The sequence below is a fragment of the Nesterenkonia sp. Act20 genome, from assembly GCF_019173455.1.
Taxonomy (GTDB): domain Bacteria; phylum Actinomycetota; class Actinomycetes; order Actinomycetales; family Micrococcaceae; genus Nesterenkonia.
Window position 1 is genome coordinate 824166 of the sequence record NZ_JADPQH010000001.1, and the last position, 21403, is coordinate 845568.

General features: G+C 67.4%; 19 protein-coding genes. 2 read left to right on the forward strand and 17 right to left on the reverse strand.

Annotation, left to right across the window (positions count from 1 at the left end):
• Positions 1 to 16 precede the first annotated feature (16 nt).
• Positions 17 to 808: a M15 family metallopeptidase gene (locus IY716_RS03775; protein WP_218220258.1), complete on the forward strand. Its 792-nt coding sequence runs from the start codon at positions 17 to 19 to the stop codon at positions 806 to 808.
• On the opposite strand, the gene IY716_RS03780 is transcribed toward IY716_RS03775, so the two are convergent.
• Both IY716_RS03780 and hflX read right to left on the reverse strand, forming a co-directional pair.
• Positions 805 to 2832 (reverse strand): ATP-dependent DNA helicase, encoded by a 2028-nt coding sequence (locus tag IY716_RS03780; protein ID WP_369699581.1) that lies wholly within the window; start codon positions 2830 to 2832, stop codon positions 805 to 807. The two genes, IY716_RS03775 and IY716_RS03780, sit on opposite strands and share 4 nt — an antisense overlap.
• A gap of 2 nt (positions 2833 to 2834) precedes the next feature.
• Positions 2835 to 4460: a GTPase HflX gene (gene hflX, locus IY716_RS03785; RefSeq protein ID WP_218220259.1), complete on the reverse strand. Its 1626-nt coding sequence runs from the start codon at positions 4458 to 4460 to the stop codon at positions 2835 to 2837.
• Positions 4461 to 4703: 243 nt separating this feature from the next.
• Here hflX and IY716_RS03790 point away from each other — a divergent pair, with 243 nt between their 5' ends.
• Entirely contained in the window at positions 4704 to 5321 is a 618-nt protein-coding gene (locus tag IY716_RS03790; protein WP_218220260.1) for a methyltransferase, read from the forward strand.
• Positions 5322 to 5342: 21 nt separating this feature from the next.
• Here the strand turns inward: IY716_RS03790 and dapF are convergent, their stop codons facing one another.
• The 15 genes from dapF to IY716_RS03865 all read right to left on the reverse strand — a co-directional run bounded on the left by dapF (position 5343) and on the right by IY716_RS03865 (position 21375).
• Positions 5343 to 6332: a diaminopimelate epimerase gene (gene dapF, locus IY716_RS03795; protein ID WP_218220261.1), complete on the reverse strand. Its 990-nt coding sequence runs from the start codon at positions 6330 to 6332 to the stop codon at positions 5343 to 5345.
• Positions 6333 to 6381: 49 nt separating this feature from the next.
• Positions 6382 to 7293: a tRNA (adenosine(37)-N6)-dimethylallyltransferase MiaA gene (miaA, locus tag IY716_RS03800; RefSeq protein ID WP_218220262.1), complete on the reverse strand. Its 912-nt coding sequence runs from the start codon at positions 7291 to 7293 to the stop codon at positions 6382 to 6384.
• Positions 7293 to 8852, reverse strand: a complete 1560-nt coding sequence (gene miaB / locus IY716_RS03805) for a tRNA (N6-isopentenyl adenosine(37)-C2)-methylthiotransferase MiaB (RefSeq protein ID WP_218220263.1) — start codon at positions 8850 to 8852, stop codon at positions 7293 to 7295. The genes miaA and miaB overlap by 1 nt, the downstream gene beginning before the upstream one ends.
• A gap of 11 nt (positions 8853 to 8863) precedes the next feature.
• Positions 8864 to 9730, reverse strand: coding sequence for a regulatory protein RecX (locus tag IY716_RS13980; RefSeq protein ID WP_218220264.1), 867 nt, complete (start codon positions 9728 to 9730; stop codon positions 8864 to 8866).
• A 12-nt stretch (positions 9731 to 9742) separates the two neighbouring features.
• Positions 9743 to 10786, reverse strand: coding sequence for a recombinase RecA (gene recA / locus IY716_RS03815; RefSeq protein ID WP_192590842.1), 1044 nt, complete (start codon positions 10784 to 10786; stop codon positions 9743 to 9745).
• 243 nt (positions 10787 to 11029) lie between these two features.
• Complete coding sequence (locus IY716_RS03820) at positions 11030 to 11248, reverse strand: DUF3046 domain-containing protein (protein WP_218220265.1); 219 nt, start codon at positions 11246 to 11248, stop codon at positions 11030 to 11032.
• Positions 11248 to 11775 carry a MarR family winged helix-turn-helix transcriptional regulator gene (locus IY716_RS03825; RefSeq protein ID WP_218220266.1) on the reverse strand — a complete coding sequence of 176 codons (528 nt, stop codon included), beginning with the start codon at positions 11773 to 11775 and terminating at the stop codon, positions 11248 to 11250. The genes IY716_RS03820 and IY716_RS03825 overlap by 1 nt, the downstream gene beginning before the upstream one ends.
• A 123-nt stretch (positions 11776 to 11898) precedes the next feature.
• Positions 11899 to 12345 (reverse strand): helix-turn-helix domain-containing protein, encoded by a 447-nt coding sequence (locus IY716_RS03830; protein ID WP_218220267.1) that lies wholly within the window; start codon positions 12343 to 12345, stop codon positions 11899 to 11901.
• Positions 12346 to 12438: 93 nt separating this feature from the next.
• A complete protein-coding gene (locus tag IY716_RS03835; protein ID WP_218220268.1) occupies positions 12439 to 13092 on the reverse strand; it encodes a CinA family protein in 654 nt (217 codons plus the stop codon).
• Positions 13085 to 13762: a CDP-diacylglycerol--glycerol-3-phosphate 3-phosphatidyltransferase gene (gene pgsA / locus IY716_RS03840; RefSeq protein ID WP_218220269.1), complete on the reverse strand. Its 678-nt coding sequence runs from the start codon at positions 13760 to 13762 to the stop codon at positions 13085 to 13087. The genes IY716_RS03835 and pgsA overlap by 8 nt, the downstream gene beginning before the upstream one ends.
• 7 nt (positions 13763 to 13769) lie before the next feature.
• On the reverse strand, positions 13770 to 17069 hold the full coding sequence (locus tag IY716_RS03845; RefSeq protein WP_218220270.1) for a DNA translocase FtsK: 3300 nt from the start codon (positions 17067 to 17069) through the stop codon (positions 13770 to 13772).
• Positions 17070 to 17184: 115 nt separating this feature from the next.
• A complete protein-coding gene (locus IY716_RS03850) occupies positions 17185 to 18867 on the reverse strand; it encodes a ribonuclease J (RefSeq protein WP_218220271.1) in 1683 nt (560 codons plus the stop codon).
• A 95-nt stretch (positions 18868 to 18962) separates the two neighbouring features.
• A complete protein-coding gene (gene dapA / locus IY716_RS03855; RefSeq protein WP_218220272.1) occupies positions 18963 to 19925 on the reverse strand; it encodes a 4-hydroxy-tetrahydrodipicolinate synthase in 963 nt (320 codons plus the stop codon).
• Positions 19926 to 20048: 123 nt separating this feature from the next.
• Positions 20049 to 20870, reverse strand: a complete 822-nt coding sequence (locus tag IY716_RS03860; protein WP_218220273.1) for an anti-sigma factor — start codon at positions 20868 to 20870, stop codon at positions 20049 to 20051.
• Positions 20863 to 21375 (reverse strand): RNA polymerase sigma factor, encoded by a 513-nt coding sequence (locus IY716_RS03865; protein ID WP_255316415.1) that lies wholly within the window; start codon positions 21373 to 21375, stop codon positions 20863 to 20865. Before IY716_RS03865 ends, IY716_RS03860 begins: the two co-directional genes overlap by 8 nt.
• Positions 21376 to 21403 lie beyond the last annotated feature (28 nt).

A 21403-nucleotide genomic window follows, 5' to 3' on the forward strand; every position in this document is an offset into this window, starting at 1 on the left:
TCTACGATCTCCTAGCGTGGCTACCCGTAACGTTGTCCTGACGCGCATCCTGGCGGTGGCCGCCTGTGTGACGTTCCTGTTGATCGTAGCGGGCGAGGACGCATCCCAGGACGCTGGACGCAAGGAGAGCTCCGCGTCAGACGACTCGAGCTCGGCGGACCGAGGGCCTGCGCCCGCACATGCGAGTCCCGACTCCGTCCATGTGCTGGTGAACAAACGGAATCCGCTGAGTCCCCGGGACTACGCGCCCGATGACCTGCGGAACGTGGACGCGCCCCACGAATTCGCTGACGCTCCCCTGCGCGAGGAGGCAGCGGGAGCCTATGAGGAGCTCCATAGGGCGGCGGTCGAGGAGGGTATCGAGCTCTGGGTGACCACGGCTTATCGCGACGAGGACTTCCAGCAGACGCTCTACGAGCAGCGACGCCTCCAGGACGGCCCCGAGGCTGCGGACCGGGTCAGCGCGCGACCGGGGCACTCCGAGCATCAGACAGGGCTGGCCGTGGACGTGGCCGACCTGCAGGACCGGGAATGCTATCTGCACCCCTGCTTCGGCGACTCCGCGCAGGGCCGCTGGCTGGCGGAGCATGCGCACGAGTTCGGCTTCATCATCCGATACCCCGAGGGCGCGGAGGCGATCACAGGCTTCCACTACGAGCCGTGGCATCTTCGCTACCTCGGAGCAGAGACCGCGGAAGAGGTCCACGAAAGCGGACTCACCCTGGAAGAGTTCTGGGACCTGCCGCCGGCCTCGGACTATGCGGAGGCGTACGATCCCGACCATGCGGAGGCGTACGCCCCGGACTAGCGCTCCAGGTCGGCGAGTCTGCTCAGCGCACCGCGGGCGAGATCGCCGTTGACCGTGGGCCAGAAGTCGGGCATGGAGCGCTTGAGGAAGCCCCCGTAGCGCGCCGTGGCCAGGCGCGAATCAAGGATCGCCAGCACGCCCTTGTCCTCAGAGGTGCGGATGAGTCGGCCGGCGCCCTGCGCCAGTCGGGTTGCCGCGTGGGTGGCGGCGACCTGCATGAAACCGTTGCCGCCGTTCTTCGCCACCTCCTGGCTGCGCGCGCTGAGCAGCGGATCATCTGGGCGGGGGAACGGGATGCGGTCGATCGCCACGAGCCGGCAGGCCCGTCCCGGGACATCGACTCCCTGCCAGAGACTCATTGTGCCGAACAGGCAGGTCTCCTCATCCTCGGCGAATTCGCGCACGAGCGCCGACATCGTGGAATCGCCCTGACACAGGATCGGGACATCAAGACGCTGACGAAGATCCTCCGCGGCATCCTCGGCGGCACGGCGTGAGGAGAAGAGCGCCAGGGTGGCCCCGCGCGAGGCCTCGATGAGCCCGGCGAGTTCATCGCGCTGCGCCTGGGCGGTGTTCATCGAGGGTGCTGGCAGGTGCTTGGCCACGTAGAGCACGCCCTGTCTGGGATAGTCGAACGGACTTCCGACATCGACGGCGTCCCAGGCGGGAGCCTTCTCGCCGGCCAGGCCGAGCGCGCCGGCCACTGGGTCGAAGCTGTCGCCGATGGTCAGCGTGGCGGAGGTGAGGATGACCGTGCGGTCTCCGAAGAGTCCTTCGCGCAGCCGTCCAGCCACCGAGGTGGGGGCCACGTAAAGGATCGGCGGCTCCTCGAGGTCGGCCTCCTGGTAGCCGCGCCCCGGGACGAACGATCCCTGCCTGTTGAGCCAGACGACATCCGGGGTCTCGGGAGATTCCAGGATGCGGTTGGCGGTCTCGAGCACGGCCTGCATGCGGGACCGCGCCGTGCTTCGGCCAGGATCCGCCTCGCCGTCGCCGGAGGGCTTCGAGTCCGAGAGCGCGGTGCGGGCGGCGTTGCGGGCCAGCTCCACAGCTTCGCGCTGCTGGGGGTTCAGCCCGCGGGCCAGCAGTCCCGAGTCCACTCGGTGGAAGGCGGCCTCCACTGCCGTGCCTGCGCTCTGCAGCGCGTCCACGTTGATGGCAGTATGGCGGCGCGCCGAGGAGGCCGCTGCCTTGATCATCTGGGCGGAGAGCTGGGCGGTGACGGCAGAGGTGACACGGTCCGCGAGCTCGTGAGCCTCATCGACGATGACTGCATCGTGGTCGGGCAGCACATCGAGCCCCTCGAAGGCGTCGATGGCGAGCATGGCGTGGTTGGTGACGACCAGGTCCGCGTCCTTGGCCTTCTCGCGGGCACGTTCGGAGAAGCACTCGGCGGCCATGGGGCATTTGCGGGCGCCGATGCAGTCCACAGCGTTGACCGAGACGTGCCGCCAGGCGCGGTCGGTGACGCCCGTAGGCAGATCGTCGCGGTCACCGGTCTCGGTGACCTCCGCCCATTCGCGCAGGGTGACGATCTCGCGGCCCAGCTGCGAACCGGGTTCCAGCGCGGTGGCGCCGGGACCGGGCTCATCGGCGAAGGAGAAGAGAGCCTGCTCGTCGTCGTCCTCGGGGAAGCCGCCGTCGATCTTGTGCTTGCACACGTAGTTCGAGCGGCCCTTGACCAGTGCGACGTCCACCGGGCGCTCCACGTGGTCGGCGATGTTCTCCAACAGCCGCGGCAGGTCTCGGCCCATGATCTGGGCCTGCAGAGCCAGCGTGGCGGTGGAGATCAGGACGGGCTTCTCAGCGTCCAAGGCGTGGACCACGGCGGGCACCAGGTAGGCCAGGGACTTGCCCGTGCCGGTGCCGGCCTGGACCAGCAGGTGTCGGCGCTTGCGCAGCGCCATGGCCACGTGTTCGGCCATGGTGACCTGCCCGGAACGCTCGACGCCGCCCATGGCGCTCACCGCGCGACCGAGCAGCTCGGTGGTCTCCTTGTGCCCGGTGGACCGCGTGGTGGGCACGCTCAAGCTTTCGGCTCGGGCTGGACCTGGTACTCCGAGAGGTCTGCCACCAGTTCGCGGCGAACCAGGACCTTCAACAAGGTGCCCTCCTCGAGGTACTCCGTGGAGAGGATCTCGGCGTCCTCGGCATGCAGCCGGGAGACGACGTCGCCCTGGGCGTAGGGCACCATGAGGTCCAGCGGCACACTGGGCCGCGGGATGGAGTTGCTGATCAGCTCCCGGAGCTCCTCGATCCCCTCGCCGGTGTGCGCCGAGACCACGATCGTGTGCGGTTCGCGGCGGCGGATCCGTTCCACCACGTCCCAGTCGGCGAGGTCGGCCTTGTTCAGCACGATGACCTCGTCCACTTCGTGGGCGTCCACCTCGGCCAGCACCGTGCGCACGGCGCGGATCTGACCCTCGGGCTCGGGGTGGGAGGCGTCCACCACATGCAGGATGAGATCCGCGTCGGCGACCTCCTCCAGCGTGGAGCGGAAGGCTTCGATGAGCTGAGTCGGCAGCTGCCGGACGAAGCCCACGGTGTCCGAGAGCGTGTAGCCGATGCCATCGGGGGTGACCGCCTTGCGGGTGGTCGGGTCAAGGGTGGCGAAGAGAGCGTTTTCCACCATCACTCCCGCATCGGTGAGCCGGTTCAGCAGCGAGGACTTGCCGGCGTTGGTATAGCCGGCGATGGCCACCGAGGGCACCGCATTGCGCTTGCGGTTGGCGCGCTTGGCATCGCGGGCGGGCTTCATAGCCGTGATGTCGCGGCGCAGCTTCGCCATCCGCTTATTGATGCGACGACGGTCAAGCTCGATCTTGGTCTCACCGGGACCACGGGAACCGATGCCGGCCCCGGCGCCGCCCACCTGGCCACCGGCCTGGCGGGAGAGCGACTCGCCCCAGCCACGCAGACGCGGAAGCATGTACTCCATCTGCGCGAGCTCGACCTGGGCCTTGCCCTCGCGGGACTTGGCATGCTGGGCGAAGATGTCCAGGATCAGTCCGGTGCGGTCGATGACCTTGACCTTGACGATGTCCTCCAGGCCGCGACGCTGGGACGGCGCCAGCTCGGAGTCCACCACCACGGTGTCGGCGCCGAGTTCGGCCACCGCTTCGCGGATCTCCTCGGCCTTGCCGGAGCCGAAGAACGTGCCGGGATCGGGCTTGGCCCGGCGCTGAAGGAAGCCGTCCAGGACGGTGGAGCCCGCGGTCTCGGCCAGAGCCGAAAGCTCGCGCAGCGAGTATTCCGCCTCAGCGACGGTCCCTTCGCCCCAGAGGCCAGCGAGCACGACGCGCTCGAGTCGAAGCTGGCGGTACTCGACCTCGGAGACGTCTTCGAGCTCGGTGGAGAGTCCGTCGACGCGGCGCAGGGAGCGCCGTTCGAGCAGATCGTAGTTCTCCCCCTCCGAGTCGGAGTGGGAGGTGTCCTGAGCGAGCTCGCGTGCCTGTTCACCCAGGATGCCGCGGCGCTTGAAGTCCGGCTCGGCCTCGAACCGGGTGGTGCGTTCCGGGGCTTCTTCGCGCGCTCGGTCAGCCGCGAGGATCCGTTCGATGGTGGCATCCACCGAGGACTGGACATCGTCCTGCGCTGCCTGCTCGTCGGGGGTCTCGCCTGAGGGGTCTGGCGTGTGGTTCTGCTTGGTCATGATCTCCTTAGGACCAGTTTTCGGGCTGGCCCTGCCCGCTGTGGGTATCCATCCTACGTTCAGCCATGGACACGGGTAAGTGCGCGGGGCCGTTGTGGATACGCTGCGGGACTTGTTCGAGGATGTGGATGAATTCCGTCGCCGACACAGAGGTCCGGCGGGCTGGTGAGGGGTGACTCAACCGCGAGGGCGGGAGTACGTCAGGTGAATCCACATGACGTCTAGTCTACTACGATTCACCCTGTGAGCTCCCAGCATTATTTCTCCGCTTCTCCCGAGGGCCCCTTCACCCGCCGCCGAGTGGAGGTGACGCTCGACGGACGTCCTGTGGCGGTCAACACCGCGGGCGGGATCTTCTCCCCGGAGGGAGTGGACAAGGGCACCGCGGTGCTGCTCAAGCACGCCCCGGATCCTGCAGCGACGGGCAATCTGCTGGACATCGGCTGCGGCTGGGGTCCCATCGCGCTGGTGCTGGCGATGCGCTCTCCGGAGGCGACCGTCTGGGCGGTGGATGTCAACGAACGCTCCCGGGCACTGTGCTCGGAGAACGCCGAGGCACTGGGACTGAGCAATGTCCGGGTGATGGCACCCGAAGAGGTCCCCTCCGATCTGCACTTCGAGACCATCTGGTCCAATCCCCCGATCAGGGTGGGCAAGCAGGCCCTTCATGACCTGCTCGCACACTGGCTGCCACGGCTGCAGCCCGGCGGGGAAGCATGGCTCGTGGTGCAGAAGAACCTCGGTGCAGACTCGCTGCTGACCTGGATCGGCGAGATGCTGAGCCCTGCGGCGGGAGAGTTTCGCAATGAACGCGCGGAGACCTCCAAGGGATTCCGTCTGCTGCGGATCGCCCGAACCTAGCGGACTGGGCTGCTCCGCGGCTCAGCTCAGGATGCCGCGGAGCACCAGCTCGGCGGGGCCTGCGAGCTCGACATCCTCGGCGCCGTCGGGCCGAGCGGTGAAGCGGACCGTCACCTGCCCTCCGGGCACGTCGACCTTCCAGGCAGTGACCGAGTCATCCGAGGCCCAGACGCGCACCGCCGCTGCTGCCGCACAGGCGCCAGTGCCGCAGGACATGGTCTCGCCCACCCCGCGCTCGTGCACCCGCATCCTCACCCGTCCCACCGGCTCCCCCGCCGCGTCTGTGCTCACCAGCGGGTCCGCCGGCACGACGAACTCCACGTTGGTTCCGTGGGGCGGCACGGGATCGACCTTGGGCTCCTCGTGCAGGTTGAGACCTTCGAGCACATCGAGGTCACCGAGGGCGACGACGGTGTGCGGATTGCCCATCGAGATGCTCAGCGCCGGCCGGGGCTCGTCCAGTCCGGAGGCGATCACGAGCGAATCGGAGGCGTTGGAGGAGGCAAGCTCGGGGTCGATGAAGGACCAGACGCCCATCCCGATCGCGTAACCCTCGGGGACCTTCCGCACACTGCGCAGTCCCGCGCGGGTCAATACCGGAAGCTCCTGCCCCTCGGAGAGCTGCACTAGGTCCTCTGCGATCAGGAAGTGCGCGAAGGCGCGGACACCGTTGCCGCACATCTCGGCGATCGAACCGTCTCCGTTGCGGTAGTCCATGAACCACAGCGGCGCATCTTCGGTGCTGGTCAGCTCGGGGTCCTCGGCGAGCATCCGGGAGACTGAGGCATCGCCAGAGACCCGGTGGGCCGGCACGGCGCGGATCACGCCGTCACCGCCGATCCCGAGGTGGCGGTCGCACAGCGCGGCCACCTGATGGGCTTCGAGCTCATGCTCGCCGAGACGATCCGCAAGCATCACGAAATCGTTGCCGGTGGCATGGGCCTTGGTGACGGTGATGCCGGCAAGCGCATCGAGGCCGGTCAGGTGGTGGGCCACGCGATTCTCCTTCATAGCTTCGAAGCGGACGATGGACGCAGGACCCTGCGCCGTCTCACTTGGTTCAACGCCCCGCGACGCCGATCGCTTCCAGGGCCGTGTCGGCGAGGTGCTCCGAGGGAGCACTCATCCAGGTGACGCGGGGATCGGCACGGAACCAGGTCTCTTGGCGCCGGGCGAACTTTCGGGTGGCCACCGTGGTGGACTCTACGGCCTGGGCCTGGTCGATCTCCCCGTCGAGGACCTGGAGGAACTGCTGATACCCGATGGCACGGGAGGCGGTCCTCCCCTCGCGCAGCCCCGCGGCTTCCAGGGACTGCACCTCCTGCAGCATGCCCTGCTCCGCCATGTGCTGCACGCGCGAGGCGATGCGCTCATGCAGCAGGGCTCGGTCCACATCGAGGCCCAGCTGCACCACGGGGCCGAGACTCGGTTCGTAGGTGCGCTGCGGCATGAACGACGAGAACGTGCGGCCGGTCAGCTGGGTCACTTCCAGGGCGCGCACGAGCCGACGATCGTCTTTGATGACCGCCGCTGACTCCGGGTCGACTGCACGCAGCTCCAGTCGCAGGGCGGCGGCACCCTCCTTCTCGAGGCGGTCGGTGAGTCGGCTGCGCAGCTGAGGATCGGTGGGCGGGAACTCGATGACGTCGATGGCCGCCCGCACGTAGAGCCCGGAACCGCCCACCATGATGGGGGTCCGTCCTCGGGAGCGGATCTGCTCGACGGTCTGCCGGGCCTGTTCCTGGAACGTCGCCACGGAGGCTTCACTGGTCACCTCGAGCACGTCGAGGAGATGATGCGGAACCTCACCTGCTTCTGCGGCGGTGACCTTTGCCGTTCCGATGTCCATGCCGCGGTAGAGCTGCATGGAGTCGGCGTTGATGATCTCCCCATCGAGCCGACGCGCCAGCTCGATCCCCAGCGCAGACTTTCCGGAGGCGGTGGGCCCGACGATGACGACCAGCGGTGACATCAAGGCCCGACGCGCAGGGTGGGCATGCCCAGCGACACTGCGGCCGGGGTGGATCCGCTCACCTGCGTGGTGCCCACTCCGCAGGAGTCTGCCTGCCAGCGGTCCCAGGCGTCGCCTGCTGGAGAGCGGCGCAGCCGGTAGTCCTCGGCGCCGCCCGGGTCCGCAAGCAGGTGGAAGCCTGCCGCCTTGGTGATGGTCACGGTGACGAAGTCCCCGGGACGCGGTGCGGGCTCTCCCGTTGGCACGGAGAAGTGCACCAGTCGGTTGTCCGGCGCACGCCCCGAGAGACGGCCGGTCTCGGCGGACTTGGACCCGGAATCTGCAGTCACCAGGAGTTCCTGGGCGGTGCCCAGCAGCGTGGCGTTCTCCTCGGCGCAGATGCGGTCCTGAAGGGCGCACAGCCGTTCGAAGCGTTCCTGCACGACAGCCTTGGGGATCTGATCCTCCATGGTGGCGGCGGGGGTCCCTGGTCGCGGGGAGTACTGGAAGGTATAGGCCGAGGAGAACCGTGACGCTTCGACCACGCGCATGGTCTCGAGGAAGTCCTCTTCCGTCTCTCCCGGGAAGCCGACGATGATGTCGGTGGTCACCGCAGCATGCGGCATCCGCTCACGCACCTTGTCCAGGATGCCGAGGAACTTCTTGGACCGGTAGGAGCGGCGCATGTCCTTGAGCACCTTGTCGGAGCCTGACTGCAGCGGCATGTGCAGCTGGGGCATAACGTTGGGCGTCTCGGCCATGGCGTCGATGACGTCGTCGGTGAAGGAGGCCGGGTGCGGGCTGGTGAAGCGCACCCGCTCCAGACCCTGGATCTCACCACAGGCGCGCAACAGCTTGGCGAATGCGCCACGGTCACCGAACTCCACGCCGTAGGTGTTCACGTTCTGCCCCAGCAGGGTCACCTCCACCGCACCGTCGGCAACCAGTGCACGGACCTCGGCGAGGATGTCCCCCGGGCGTCGGTCGCGTTCTTTGCCGCGCAGCGAGGGGACGATGCAGAAGGTGCAGGTGTTGTTGCAGCCGACTGAGATCGACACCCAGCCGGAGTGCACAGATTCGCGCTTGGTCGGGAGTGTGGAGGGGAAGGTCTCGAGAGATTCGAGGATCTCGAGCTCGGCTTCGGCATTGTGGCGGGAACGTTCAAGCAGCGTGGGCAGCGAGCCGATGTTGTGGGTGCCGAAGACGACGTCGACCCAGGGGGCCTTGGCGAGGACCGTGTCTTGATCCTTCTGGGCCAGGCAGCCACCGACGGCGATCTGCATGCCCTCATGCTTGGCCTTGGTCTGGCGCAGCATGCCGAGGTTGCCGTAGAGCTTGTTGTCCGCGTTCTCCCGCACCGCACAGGTGTTGAAGACCACCAGATCGGGGGTCGCGTCGCTGGCGGCAGGTGTGTACCCGGCGTCTTCGAGCAGACCGGACATGCGCTCAGAGTCATGGACGTTCATCTGGCAACCGAAGGTGCGCACCTCATAGGTGCGAGCCTTCACCGCCGGGCTCTCTGCGGTCGCGGCAGGATCCAGGGCGGTGGCATCGGCGCGGTGCGTCACTACATCAGTCATCGCTGAGAATTCTACGCGCTGGCGCGTTCGTCGAGCACCTCGCGCACGATCTGGAAGGCGGTTCCGGGGGCATGCCCGCGTCGGGCCAGCATGGAGACCAGACGTCGGGTGATCTTGTCCCGCTCGGCACGCTCCTCAGGTCCCGAGCCCGCGGGAACTGGTTTGTCCCGCAGCTTGCGCTGAACCAGCTCACGAGCCGCCGACAGCTCATCCTCATCACTGAGCTGCTCCAGGGCCTGCTCTGTGTCGGGTTCGCTGACGCCCTTCTCGCGCAGTTCGCGGCGCAGCGCCGACTTGCCCAGGTTCTTGAGCTCATGACGCCCCCGGACCCAGGTGCGCGCGAACTCAGCGTCGTTGATCAGATGGACTTCCTCCATGCGATCCAGGACCCGGCTGATGATCTCGGAGGAGAACTCCTTCTCGGTGAGCGCCGTGGCCAGCTGCTGCCGGGTCTTGGGCGACCCGGTGAGCTTGCGCAGCACCACGGCGCGAGCCTTCTCGTACTGCTGCTCAGGGCTCAGCGACTCAAGGTCGCCTGCAGTGTCCTCGTCATCGTCCGCGTCATCGTCCTCGGCATGGTCCTGGTCCTCCGTGCTCGGCGAGCCGGAATCCACGCGGGCCGCGGAGAGATCGGGAAGCTCCTCGCGCGAGAACTCCCCGCCGCTGCCCGGCTTCGGCTGGGGGTCGCCCGCGGTGGGAGCGTCCGTGCTGGCTTCGGCTGCGGTCGCTGTTGCGCTCTCCGGGCTTGCGTCCTCGGGGAACTCCCCGGCGGGCTTGCTCACATCGAGGAAGTCCGGCACCGGAGCATCCGGGTCTCGTTCCTCGATGCGAGTCAGGGCCTCGCGCAGCGCGTTGATGGTCTGCTGCTGGTCACCCATGGAGACCTCCTATCAGGCGTCGACCGCCTTCAGCGCGGGACCGCCCTCTTCCTCCAGCGGTGAGATCAGGCCCAGCTTCTCGCGGATGCGGCGCTCGATCTCGTCGGCGAGGTCAGGGTTGTCCTTGAGGAAGGTGCGGGCCTTCTCCTTGCCCTGTCCGAGCTGGTCACCGTCATAGGTGAACCAGGCGCCGGACTTCTTGACCAGGCCGTTCTCCACGCCCACGTCGATGAGTCCTCCCTCTCGGGAGATTCCCTCGCCGTAGATGATGTCGAACTCGGCCTGCTTGAACGGGGGCGCCATCTTGTTCTTGACGATCTTGGCGCGGGTGCGGTTGCCCACCGCGTTGGTGCCCTCTTTGAGGGTCTCGATGCGGCGCACGTCGACACGGACCGAGGCGTAGAACTTCAGCGCCTTGCCGCCCGAGGTGGTCTCCGGGGAGCCGAAGAAGACGCCGATCTTCTCACGCAGCTGGTTGATGAAGATGGCGGTGGTCTTGGTCTGGGAGAGGCGTCCCGCGATCTTGCGCAGCGCCTGTGACATCAGACGTGCCTGCAGGCCCACGTGGGAGTCACCCATCTCGCCCTCGATCTCCGCACGGGGCACCAAGGCCGCCACGGAGTCGATGACCACGATGTCGATGGACCCGGAGGAGACCAGCATGTCCATGATCTCCAGGGCCTGCTCGCCGGTGTCCGGCTGCGAGACCAGGAGTGCGTCGGTGTCCACGCCGAGCTTCTGCGCGTACACCGGGTCGAGGGCGTGCTCCGCGTCGATGAACGCTGCGATCCCGCCCATCTTCTGCGCGTTGGCCACCGCATGCAGGGCGACGGTGGTCTTGCCTGAGGACTCGGGTCCATAGATCTCCACCACACGTCCGCGGGGGAAGCCGCCGATGCCGAGTGCGGCATCCATGGCGATCGAGGAGGTCGGGATGGTCTCGATCGGCGCACGGGTGTCGTCACCCAGACGCATGACCGAACCCTTGCCGTACTGCTTGTCGATCTGCGCCAGCGCTGCTTCGAGCGCCTTTTCACGATCCTGGCTCACTGCCATGATTCACCTCGATGATTCGTTGTAGGTATGTGGTGCCAGATTAGGCGGACCCTCTGACATGCCCGCGTGCACCAAGGGGGCCTGTGCACTCCACCGAGCTCCACCCCGCCGTCCGGGCCTTCTGGGGAAAACTCTAACGCATCGGATCGAACATATCTTCGACTGCCGCCCGCGTGTCTCCGCCCAATCGCTCCAGGTCGTTCACGGCCGACGCTGAAAGGGTGACCGCGTCGGCGGGATCCCTCACGGCTTGGGTGCGATGTCGCGGCCGAGCCGGCGATCCACGGGGACGTCCTGCTGATCACAGACCGCGTCCCAGACGTCTCGGGGGCTGACCCCAGACTCCAGCGCCGCCTTCGCCGTCTTCTGATATTGACTGAGCACCAGGGAGTCGGCGAGGACATGCGCGTAGCCGGGGCCGAACTCCCCCTCCATGAGGAACCAGAATCGACTTTCTCTCATCAATCTCCCTTGATCGCTTCGGTCTTCGCGGCCTGGTGCTCCGCCGCCCCATTGCTCAGGGGCGGTTCGTTCTCGGCGTCGAACTCGGTATAGGTGCGGTTCAGCTTGGCCAGCAGTCCGGAGAGCAGGTTGATCTCCTGCTCCTCCCAGGGCTGCAGCATCTGCAGATAGCGCTCGGCCCGATCGCCCTGTGCAGACTCGAGGCGACTGCGGCCTTCCTCGGTGAGTGAGACCATCTGTGCGCGTCCGTCGTCGGGATCGGTGGCCTTTTCGACGAAGCCGCGCGCCTCGAGCGTGCTCAACTGTCGCGAGAGGGTGGGTTTGCCGATGCCCAGATGCCGTGCAATCGCCGTCATCCGCTGGGGTCCCATCTGCTGCAGAGTGGCCAGCACCGAGTAGGAGGCTGGCTCGATCTCCGGGTCGATCTGCCGTGCAAGCTGCAGCGCGTTGAATCGGCGCCGGACGAAGAGTCTGTTGAACTCCTGCTCGAGCTCGTGGACTTTGGCGCGACGATCATGGCTTTCCATGCACCTCAGTCTAAGTCAGTAATGACACAGCAAGGGAGGGCCACCTTAGAGGGGGCCCTCCCTTATCGGCTCCGGCTGTACCTGAGGTCACTGCGGCTCAGGCCGCGGAGTCACCCAAGACCTTCAAGAACCGCTGCGTGCAAGCTCTTCGCGCGTCATGTTGTCGGGCACCCGGTCGGGAACCACTCCGCCGCCGAACTCGCGCTGGAATTCGGTGGGCACGGTATCCGGGACATGCAGCCCTTCGGCGTTTGCGATGCGCTCGGCGACCTGGGAGAGCATCGTGGAGAGCGGGACATCGAGTGCCGAGCAGATGGAGGCCAGCAGCTCCGAAGAGGCTTCCTTCTGTCCGCGTTCGACCTCGGAGAGGTACCCCAGTGACACTCGCGCGTCGTGGGACACATCGCGCAGGGTGCGGCCTTCTGCCTGGCGGATGCTGCGCAGGACATCGCCGATCTCCTGGCGCAGGATCACGCCCTTGGACTCTCGGACCTCGGTGGCGGCGACGCCGTCAACGTCCATATCTTTCCAACGGGTCACCCCGTTGACAGTGACTGGTTGTCTCACCATGGACTCACTCCTCTTTCGGTATGTTCCACCTGTGATCAACGGTCTTCGCAGGTGTTTTCTTCCCGGTGTGGTTGCAGGTCCTCGATCTCTACTCTAGTCCCGATCGCCGATCCCTGGCGGAACGGTGAGAAGAAAGTCCTCGACCAGTTTCAGTGCTCCCTCGACCGCGGCGTCGCGGATCTGTTCGCGGTCTCCCTCGAGGTCCAGCAGCAGCGAGCCGGAGAGCCACTCCTCGGCCTCGGCTGCGCTCAGCCCGGCCTGTGGAGGCTCGCAGACTCCCGGAAGACTCAGTCCAAGGCGTCGCGCCTGGGTCTTTCTGCAGGCCAGGCCCAGATAGACGGTCCCGACCTCCTTGCCTTCGTGGGGCTCCGGGCCTGCCACTCCGGTCGTAGAGATGCCGATGTCGGCACCGATGCAGGAGGCCGCTCCGCGAGCCATGGCTGCCGCGACATCCGGGTCCACGGCTCCGCGCTGGGCCAGCAGCTCATCGTCGACCCCGAGCACATGACGTTTTACGGCACTGGAATAGGCGACGACGCCGCCCAGCAGCGCGACCGAGGTCCCGGGAACCTCGGCGATCCGGGAGGAGAGACCGCCGGCCGTCAGCGACTCCGCGGTGGCGAGGGTCGCCCCACGGTGCCCGAGGGTCTGGATGATCGCGGTCGGGACAGTGGTGCGCTGGACCTCGCGGGCGAGCAGACCGGCATCCTTCGATCGCAGCAGGTCCTCGCTGGAGGCCTCACTCATGGGGGTCCCGGTGGGGCGCTCCGGTCCCACTGGCCCGGGAAGCGCGCACGCGGCGCCGCATCTTCAGCGCTGAGATCAGGTAGTCCACGCCGGTGATGACCGTGACGACCAGGGCGAGAATCATGATCCAGAACGCGACGTCGGCCAACCAGCCGGCAAGCACGACCAGTGGGAGCAGCATCAGCTGCAGGCCGGCGGACTGAAGCACGGTCTTGAGCTTGCCGCCGCGGGAGGCGGGCATGACCCCGTAGCGGATCACCGCCATGCGCAGCACGGTGACTCCCAGTTCGCGGACCAGGATCACAATTGTGACCCACCAGGGAAGCTCGGAGAGCAGGGACAGCATGATCAGGCCCGCCCCGATCAGCAGCTTGTCCGCGATGGGGTCCGCGATCTTGCCAAAGTCGGTGACCAGATTCCGCGCGCGAGCGAGGTCGCCGTCGATCTTGTCCGTCAGCACCGCCACTGCGAAGACGACCGCGGCGGCCCAGCGCCAGCCGCCATTGGTCGGCTCGGCACCGCCCCCGAAGAGCTCGCCCTCCGAGTCCAGAATCAGGAACCAGATGAAGACGGGCACCAGGGCGATGCGGACCATGGTCAAGATGTTCGCGATGTTCAGCAGCGGAGCTTGTCCGGTCTGCGCCGATGTGTCGCGGGGGGTGTCAGTCATGGGCCTCTCAGCGTCCGGTCAGTTCCCACATATCCTCGCCGGATGTGGAGTCATGACCGTCATAATAGTCGTTCGCCTGGGGCAGCGCGGCAGTGCGCTCGGCCAGATCGCGAGCGATCAGGTCCGCACTGGAGAGCGAGGCGCGGCTCACGCGGCGCTCCCCCACCGCCTGGGTGGGCGCGGTCTGTGTGGGCTCGGTCTGTGTGGGCTCGCGGGAACCGGGGTCATGCGCACCGGGGTCGGACTCACCGGGCTCGGACGCGACAGGCTCAGTGACCCGAGGTGCAGTGACCCGAGTTTCAGACTGACCCGACTCCGCATACTCCGTCGCCGAGGCAGCCGAGGGGGCTGAGGCTCCGGAGAGAGCCGACGTGCCCGCTGCCTCTTGGTCTGCGCCGAGGACTCCCGAGGGTGCGGTCTGCACCGACTGTCCCGGCTCGTACTCGATCCCGGTGTTGTCGTACGCCTCGGGTGCTGCCTCGCTGGGCGCCGTCGCCCGAGGTTCTTCGCCGCGCATGGTGGCGAGCAGTCCGGGCAGCTCCTCCGGGGAGACCAGTACGTCGCGGGCCTTGGAGCCTTCGGAGGCGCTGACCACTCCGCGGGACTCCATCAGGTCCATGAGGCGGCCGGCCTTGGCGAAGCCGACGCGCAGCTTGCGCTGGAGCATGGAGGTGGAGCCGAACTGCGTCGTGACCACCAGTTCGGTGGCCTGCAGCAGCACATCGAGATCGTCTCCGATGTCCTCGTCGATCTTCTTCGACACCTTCTCCGGCACCACGTCTTCGCGGTACTGGGCCTTGAGCTGGGATTTCACGTGCTCGACCACAGCGTGGACCTCGGAGTCGTTGACCCAGGCGCCCTGGACGCGCATCGCGTTGGGGCGCCCTGCCGGCAGGAAGAGCGCATCGCCCTGACCCAGCAGCTTCTCCGCCCCCACCGAGTCCAGCACGACCCTGGAGTCGGTGGCCGAGGAGGTGGCGAAGGCCATGCGGGAGGGGATGTTGGCCTTGATCAGACCGGTGACCACGTTCACCGAGGGGCGCTGGGTGGCCAGCACCAGGTGGATGCCGGCGGCGCGGGCCAGCTGGGTGATGCGCACGATCGAGTCCTCGACGTCGCGCGGGGCGACCATCATCAGGTCGGCGAGCTCATCGACGATGACCAGCAGGTACGGATAAGGACGCAGATCCCGCTTGGAGTCCGGCGGAAGCTGGATCTTCCCGGCGCGGATCGCCTTGTTGAAGTCATCGACGTGCTTATAGCCGAAGTGGGCGAGGTCGTCGTAGCGGTTGTCCATCTCCTTGACCACCCACTGCAGCGCCTCGGCGGCCTTCTTGGCGTCGGTGATGATCGGGGTGACCAGATGCGGGACGCCCTCGTAGGCGGTGAGCTCCACGCGTTTGGGGTCGACCATGACCAGGCGGACCTCGTCCGGGGTGGCGCGCATCAGGATGGAGGTCACCATGGAGTTCACGAACGCCGACTTACCGGCACCGGTGGCGCCGGCGACCAGCAGGTGCGGCATCTTGGCGAGGTTGGCGACCACGAAGCCGCCCTCCACGTCCTTGCCCACGCCCATGATCATCGGGTGGTCTGTCTTGCGGGCGGCGTTGGAGCGCAGCACGTCGCCCAGGGCGACGACTTCCTTGTCCTTGTTCGGAATCTCGATGCCGATGGCGGACTTGCCCGGGATCGGCGAAAGGATGCGGACCTCGTTGGAAGCTACGGCCAGGGAGATGTTCTTCTCCAGTCCGGTGACCTTCTCCACCTTGGTGCCGGGGACCAGCTCCACCTCATAGCGGGTGACCGTCGGGCCGCGGGAGAACCCGGTGACCTGGGCATCGACCTTGAACTGCTGGAAGGTCTGGTTCAGCGCATGGACGATCTCGTCGTTGGCCGCGGTGTGTTCCTTGGCCGGCGGACCCGATGGCAGCAGGCCCTGTTCGGGCAGGGTGTAGGTGACGTCTCCGCCGAGCGCGAGCTGCTCGGAACGCACCGGCATGGCTGCGGCCGGTGCTGGGGCTTCCCGCTCGGGGTTGTTCATCAGCGCCGCCGAGGAGGGCACGGCTGCCCCTGCTGCGGCGGTGGGCTGGGTCTCGGTGGCCGGCGCCGCCTTCTCCCGCGCGCGTTGGATGGCCAGCTCCTGGGCGGTCGGGCGGCGCACCCCGGCGGGAACTGCGGGAGAGCCGAAGGACTCCTCGGCGGGCTCGGCCGCAGACTCCCCTGACACCGGGTCTTCATAGGCTCCGGCGGCGGCGCGCTGGGTCTCGGAGTCGCTCGAGTGGTCATTTCCGAAGGACTCAGCGTCTGCGGCCTCGGAGTCGGCGGACTTGGGGCCCATGATCTTGGCGAACAGCGACTTCTTCGTGCCGGTCTCCGCGGCAGAGGGATCCTCGGCATGGCGGGCGGAGCGGCGGGGCCGAGCCGCGGCGTCGTCGTCGGGGGACTTCGCAGCGGCGCGTGCAGCTGACTTCGCGCCGGAGGGCTCGGAGGGGTCCCGCTGCTGGGAGGCTCCGCCGGAGGGCAGGTTCGGATCCTGCTCCACCTCGCGGCGCTCCCCCACCAGGTAGCTCTTGGCGACGGCGGCGCGCTCGGGCAGGCGGCGCAGCGGGGTGTCGGTGAGGATCAGCAGCCCCGCGAGCAGCGCAAGGATCAGCAGCGCCCAGACCGGATACGGGGTGACCAGCGAGGCCAATGGCACGCTGATCAGGTAGCCGACGACGCCGCCCGAGGTCAGCAGGGCGGTGAAGGTGCCGTCAGGGCCCACGGTGAAGGACTCGTTGATCGTGGGCAGGCCGTTGGCGAGGTGCACGATCCCAGCTGCGGCGACCAGGATGATGGTGCTGCCCGCGGCGATCCGGGCGTTGCCGGAGTGGTCCTGCGGGGCGCGGAAGTAGCGCACGGCGGCGATCAGCAGGATCAGCGGCAGGATCACCGAGGCCCAACCGAAGGTGCCGGCCGTGGAGGTGTGGACGAGGTTGAACGTCCAGTGATCGATGGCGCGCGCACCCCACCAGTCCACCACTGCGGTGAGCAGGGCCAGCAGGAAGAACACCAGCCCAGCGCCGTCGCGGCGGTCCTCGGGGTGGACCTTCACCTGCCGTCCGATGCCCCGCACAGCCGAGGCGACCGGGGTGGCCAGGGCCAGCCAGAGGCCGCGCGCGGCAGAGGCCAGCAGGTTCCCGCCGGGGGACTCTGCTGGTTCGTTGGAAGAATTCTTCGACGTCGTCCCGCGGCCGGACGCACTCTTGGAAGGCTTGCTTCCTTTGGTGCTGGCGGCTCGCGAGGGGGAAGTACGTGTCGCCATAGGGGCTAACTTACCCTCCATGCCGACTCAGGTCATCGATCGGCACACCTTTGGGCCCCGCTGACTGCGGGGCTGACTGCGGGGCCCAAAGGTGCTGCAGTTCGGCGCGAGCCGATCAGGTCTCGACGACCACCGGAACGATCATCGGCTTGCGGCGCAGCTTGCGCGCCACCCAGGAGCCCATGGTGCGGCGCACGATCTGCTGAAGCTGATGCGTGGTGTGCTCCTTGTTGTCCTGGATCGCCTCGGTCAGCGCGCGGGAGATCTTCGGCTTGATGTCCTTGAAGACCTGGTCCTCCTCGGCCACGCCGCGGGCGTGGATGTCGGGCCCGGAGATGATCTTGCCGGTCTGCCGGTTGACCACGACGACCACCGAGATGAAGCCTTCTTCACCCAGGACGCGGCGGTCCTTGAGGTCGGTGTCGGTGATCTCGCCGATGGACGAGCCGTCCACGTAGACGTAGCCGCATTCGACCTGACCCACGATCTGGGCCACGCCCTTGTGCAGGTCCACCACGGTGCCGTCGTCGGCCATCATCACGCGGTCGCCGGGGATCCCGGTCTCTTCGGCGAGCTTGCCGTTGGCGATCAGGTGGCGGGTCTCCCCGTGGACCGGCATGACGTTCTTGGGACGCACGATGTTGTAGCAGTAGAGCAGCTCGCCGGCGGAGGCGTGTCCGGAGACGTGGACCTTCGCGGTGCCCTTGTGGATGACGTCGGTGCCGAGCTTGAGCAGGCCGTTGATGACCCGGAAGACGGCGTTCTCGTTGCCCGGGATCAGCGAGGAGGCGAGGATGACGGTGTCGTCCTGGCCCACCTGGATCGGGTGATCGCCGTTGGCCATGCGCGAGAGCGCGGCCATGGGCTCGCCCTGGGAGCCGGTGGACATCAGCACCACCTCGGAGTCCGGGTAGTTGTCCACCTTCTTCATGTCCACCAGGATGCCCTCGGGGACGTCGAGGAAGCCGAGCTTGGAGGCGATGCCCATGTTGCGCACCATGGAGCGCCCGACGAAGGCCACCTTGCGGTTGTGCGCCTGGGCGGCGTTGAGCACCTGCTGGACGCGGTGCACGTGGGAGGAGAAGGAGGCGACGATGATGCGTCGGCTCGAGTTTCCGAAGAGCTGCTCCAGGGTCGGGCCGATCTCCTTCTCCGGGGTGGTGAATCCGGGGACGTCGGCGTTGGTGGAGTCGGTCAGGAAGAGGTCCACGCCCTCTTCGCCGAGCTTGGCGAAGTGGCGCAGGTCGGTGATCCGGCCGTCCAGCGGGAGCTGGTCCATCTTGAAGTCACCGGTGTGCAGGACGGTGCCGGCCTCGGTGCGGATGAACAGGGCCAGCGCGTCCGGGATGGAGTGGTTGACCGCGATGAACTCGCACTGGAAGGGACCGAAGTCCTCCACATCGCCCTCTTTGACCTCGAGGGTGTACGGCTTGATCCGGTGCTCGGCCAGCTTGGCCTCGATGAAGGCCAGGGTCAGCGTGGAGCCGATCAGCGGGATGTCGGGCTTCTTGCGGAGCAGGTAGGGGACGGCTCCGATGTGGTCCTCGTGCCCGTGGGTGAGGACCAGGCCGACGACGTCGTCGAGTCGGTTCTCGATGTAGCTGAAGTCGGGAAGGATCAGGTCTACGCCGGGCTGCTCCTCTTCGGGGAAGAGGACGCCGCAGTCGACGATCAGCAGTTTGCCGCCGATCTCGAAGACCGTCATGTTGCGCCCGACCTCCCCCAGGCCGCCCAGGGCGACGGTGCGAAGAGTGCCGCGGCGTAATTTCGGTGGAGTGATGAGGCGCTGTGCTGCCAAGGTGATGTTCCTCCTCTAGACGTCCCTGTCGGGGCGTCCGTTGTGTAGGTCGTTCATGGTCTGCCCCGTGGGCCGCCCGGTGTGCGGCCGAGCCCTCAGAGCTGCCAGCCTGCCTCTCGCAGGTCGGCGATGATCAGTTGTTTCTCAAGTTCGTTGGCCTGCACGAGCGGCAGGCGGACGCCGGGCTGCATCCCGGTGCCGAGCCAGTTGAGCACCTGCTTGCAGGAGACCGCCCCCTGCACGCGGGTCATCATGGCGCGGATGACAGGGCCGAGCTCGCCGTGGGCGATGCGGGCCTCGCGCAGGTCATAGTTGAGCACCGCGTCGATCATCCGGCGGAAGGTCGGGGAGGCCACATGGGCGGTCACCGAGACGACGCCGGCCGCACCCATGGCCATCCAGGCGAGCACGTTCTGGTCATCACCGGAGTAGACCTCGAGGTCGGTCTTGGTCAGCACCTCGGTGGTGGCCGTGATGTCATTCTTCGCGTCTTTGAGCGACATGATGTGCGGGTGCTCGGCGAGCTTCAGGATCGTCTCGGTGGAGATCGGGATGCCGGTGCGCCCGGGGATGTCATAGATCATCAGCGGCAGGTCCGCGGCGTTGGCCACGGCGGTGAAGTGCGCGAGCACCCCGTCCTGGCTGGGCTTGTTGTAGTACGGGGTGACGACCAGCTGCCCGTCGGCTCCGGCCCGCTCGGCACGCTTGGCCATGAGCAGGTCGTGATCGGTGTGGTTCGTCGAGGTGCCGGCGATGACCTTGGCACGATCCCCGACGGCGGACTTGGCCGCCCGCACCAGGGATTCCTTCTCGTGGTCCTCCAGCGTGGAGACCTCACCGGTGGTGCCGGAGACCACCAGGGAGTCGTTGCCCTCCTCGACGAGCTTGACCGCGAGCGCCTCGAACGCGTCGAAATCGATCTTGTCATCCGGGGTGAATGGGGTGACCATCGCCGTGATCAGATGCCCGAAATGCGGGTCGGTCTGATCCGGGTGCTGCACCTGTCCCTGGGTGAGATGAGGATCGAATTCGTGTGTGGGCTCGTTGTCGCTTGCCATGGGGCCAGCCTACCGTGCCCCTGTCCCACCCGGCGTTTTACCGGGCCGTACGTGGATTACCTGGCAGACGGCGGGGCTGGTAATTCACCCAAGTCCCGGTAAAACGCTCGGGGTGGGGTGGGATCAGCTGTCCGCGGGCTCCATGGGGCCCGCGGCGAGGGTGGTGCCGCTGTGGCCGGGATCCCCGTCGAAGTGCTCATGGGAGACGTCGACCACCGGGTACTCGCTCAGGTCCAGACCTTCCGGAACCTGGAAGGTGGTGGACTCGGTGCCGGTGACCGCGCCCAGAGACTGCAGGCGGGAGCCGTCCTCGTTGCGCAGCCAGACCTCGAAGTACCCGGCCTCGGGGTCTGGTGCCTCGGAGACCTCCACGGTGATCTCGAGCAGGCCGTCCTCGGTCTCCACCATCTCGGCCTGTCCGGAGATGTCTTCGGCGGCGACCGGTTCCAGCGCGGCGTCGCCGAGGACGGTGGGCGCGGCCACGGGCGGCTCTGCGGGGGCCTCCTCCTCGGAGCCCTGGCCCAGCACACCGGCGACGGCGGCGCCACCGATCAGCACTCCGGCCGCGGCAGCCGCCAGCGGCACCCAGCGACGACTTGGGGTGGGCCGCGGGCGCAGCTGATGGACCGAGGCCCCAGTCGGCCCGGGGGCCGCCGGGGTCTCAGCGATCTCCGCAGCGATGCGGTCCCAGAGCCCAGCGGGGGGTTCGAGCAGATTCACCGGATCACGCAGCGCGTTCAGCGCACGCTCCGTGGCCGCCAGGGCCTCCCGGCAGGGGGCGCACAGCGCGAGATGCCGCTGCGCCTCGGTCAATCGATCTTCGGTCGGAGGCGCGGCGGCGCCCTCCTCCTCGGCGAGACGGGGGTCTGCCAGCATGGCCAGCTCGTGGTCGCTCAGGTGCGCAGCGGAGTCGGAGCGCTCGTTCGGCGGGAACTGCTCAGTCACTATGCACCTCCAGACTCTTTCGCATGCGGGCCAGGCCCCTGTGGACATGGGATTTCACGGTACCCAGCGGCATTCCCAGACGCTCGGCGATGATCTTGAGTGGGAGGTCCTCCGCGTAGGCCAGGCGAAGTATCTCATCCTGCGGCGGGCCCAGTGCATCCAGGCTCTGCTGGACCACCACGCGGTCCACCACCGCGTCTGTGGGCTGTGGAGCATCCTCACGGACCTGTTCCTCGACCCCGGCCCTGGCGGCCTGCAGGTCTCGCTCCCGCCGCGCGAACGTGTCAGCGATGACGCGTCGGGTGATCCCGGTCAGCCAGGCACCCGTGGGCTGGGTGATGTCGTAGGTGTCGTGGGAGCGCCAGGCACGCGTGAACACCGCTTGGGTGGCGTCCTCGGCGTCTTGGCGGTGCCGCAGGGCTGCCATGCACAGCGAGAACACGAAGGCGCCGTGCTGCCGATAGAGGTCCTGCATGGCCGCCGGCTCGCCGGCCGCGAAACGCATCGCCAGGGGCTGCGGGTCCAGAGCGCCT

Bases quoted from the DNA above. Each gene is read 5' to 3' on its own strand.
- miaB (WP_218220263.1), bottom strand. From the start codon at position 8,852: ATGACTGATGTAGTGACGCACCGCGCCGATGCCACCGCCCTGGATCCT.
- recA (WP_192590842.1), bottom strand. From the start codon at position 10,786: ATGGCAGTGAGCCAGGATCGTGAAAAGGCGCTCGAAGCAGCGCTGGCG.
- IY716_RS03865 (WP_255316415.1), bottom strand. From the start codon at position 21,375: ATGCGTTTCGCGGCCGGCGAGCCGGCGGCCATGCAGGACCTCTATCGG.
- dapF (WP_218220261.1), bottom strand. From the start codon at position 6,332: ATGAAGGAGAATCGCGTGGCCCACCACCTGACCGGCCTCGATGCGCTT.
- dapA (WP_218220272.1), bottom strand. From the start codon at position 19,925: ATGGCAAGCGACAACGAGCCCACACACGAATTCGATCCTCATCTCACC.
- miaA (WP_218220262.1), bottom strand. From the start codon at position 7,293: ATGTCACCGCTGGTCGTCATCGTCGGGCCCACCGCCTCCGGAAAGTCT.
- IY716_RS03825 (WP_218220266.1), bottom strand. From the start codon at position 11,775: ATGGAAAGCCATGATCGTCGCGCCAAAGTCCACGAGCTCGAGCAGGAG.
- hflX (WP_218220259.1), bottom strand. From the start codon at position 4,460: ATGACCAAGCAGAACCACACGCCAGACCCCTCAGGCGAGACCCCCGAC.
- IY716_RS03835 (WP_218220268.1), bottom strand. From the start codon at position 13,092: ATGAGTGAGGCCTCCAGCGAGGACCTGCTGCGATCGAAGGATGCCGGT.
- IY716_RS03830 (WP_218220267.1), bottom strand. From the start codon at position 12,345: ATGGTGAGACAACCAGTCACTGTCAACGGGGTGACCCGTTGGAAAGAT.
- IY716_RS13980 (WP_218220264.1), bottom strand. From the start codon at position 9,730: ATGGGTGACCAGCAGCAGACCATCAACGCGCTGCGCGAGGCCCTGACT.
- pgsA (WP_218220269.1), bottom strand. From the start codon at position 13,762: ATGACTGACACCCCCCGCGACACATCGGCGCAGACCGGACAAGCTCCG.
- IY716_RS03820 (WP_218220265.1), bottom strand. From the start codon at position 11,248: ATGAGAGAAAGTCGATTCTGGTTCCTCATGGAGGGGGAGTTCGGCCCC.
- IY716_RS03845 (WP_218220270.1), bottom strand. From the start codon at position 17,069: ATGGCGACACGTACTTCCCCCTCGCGAGCCGCCAGCACCAAAGGAAGC.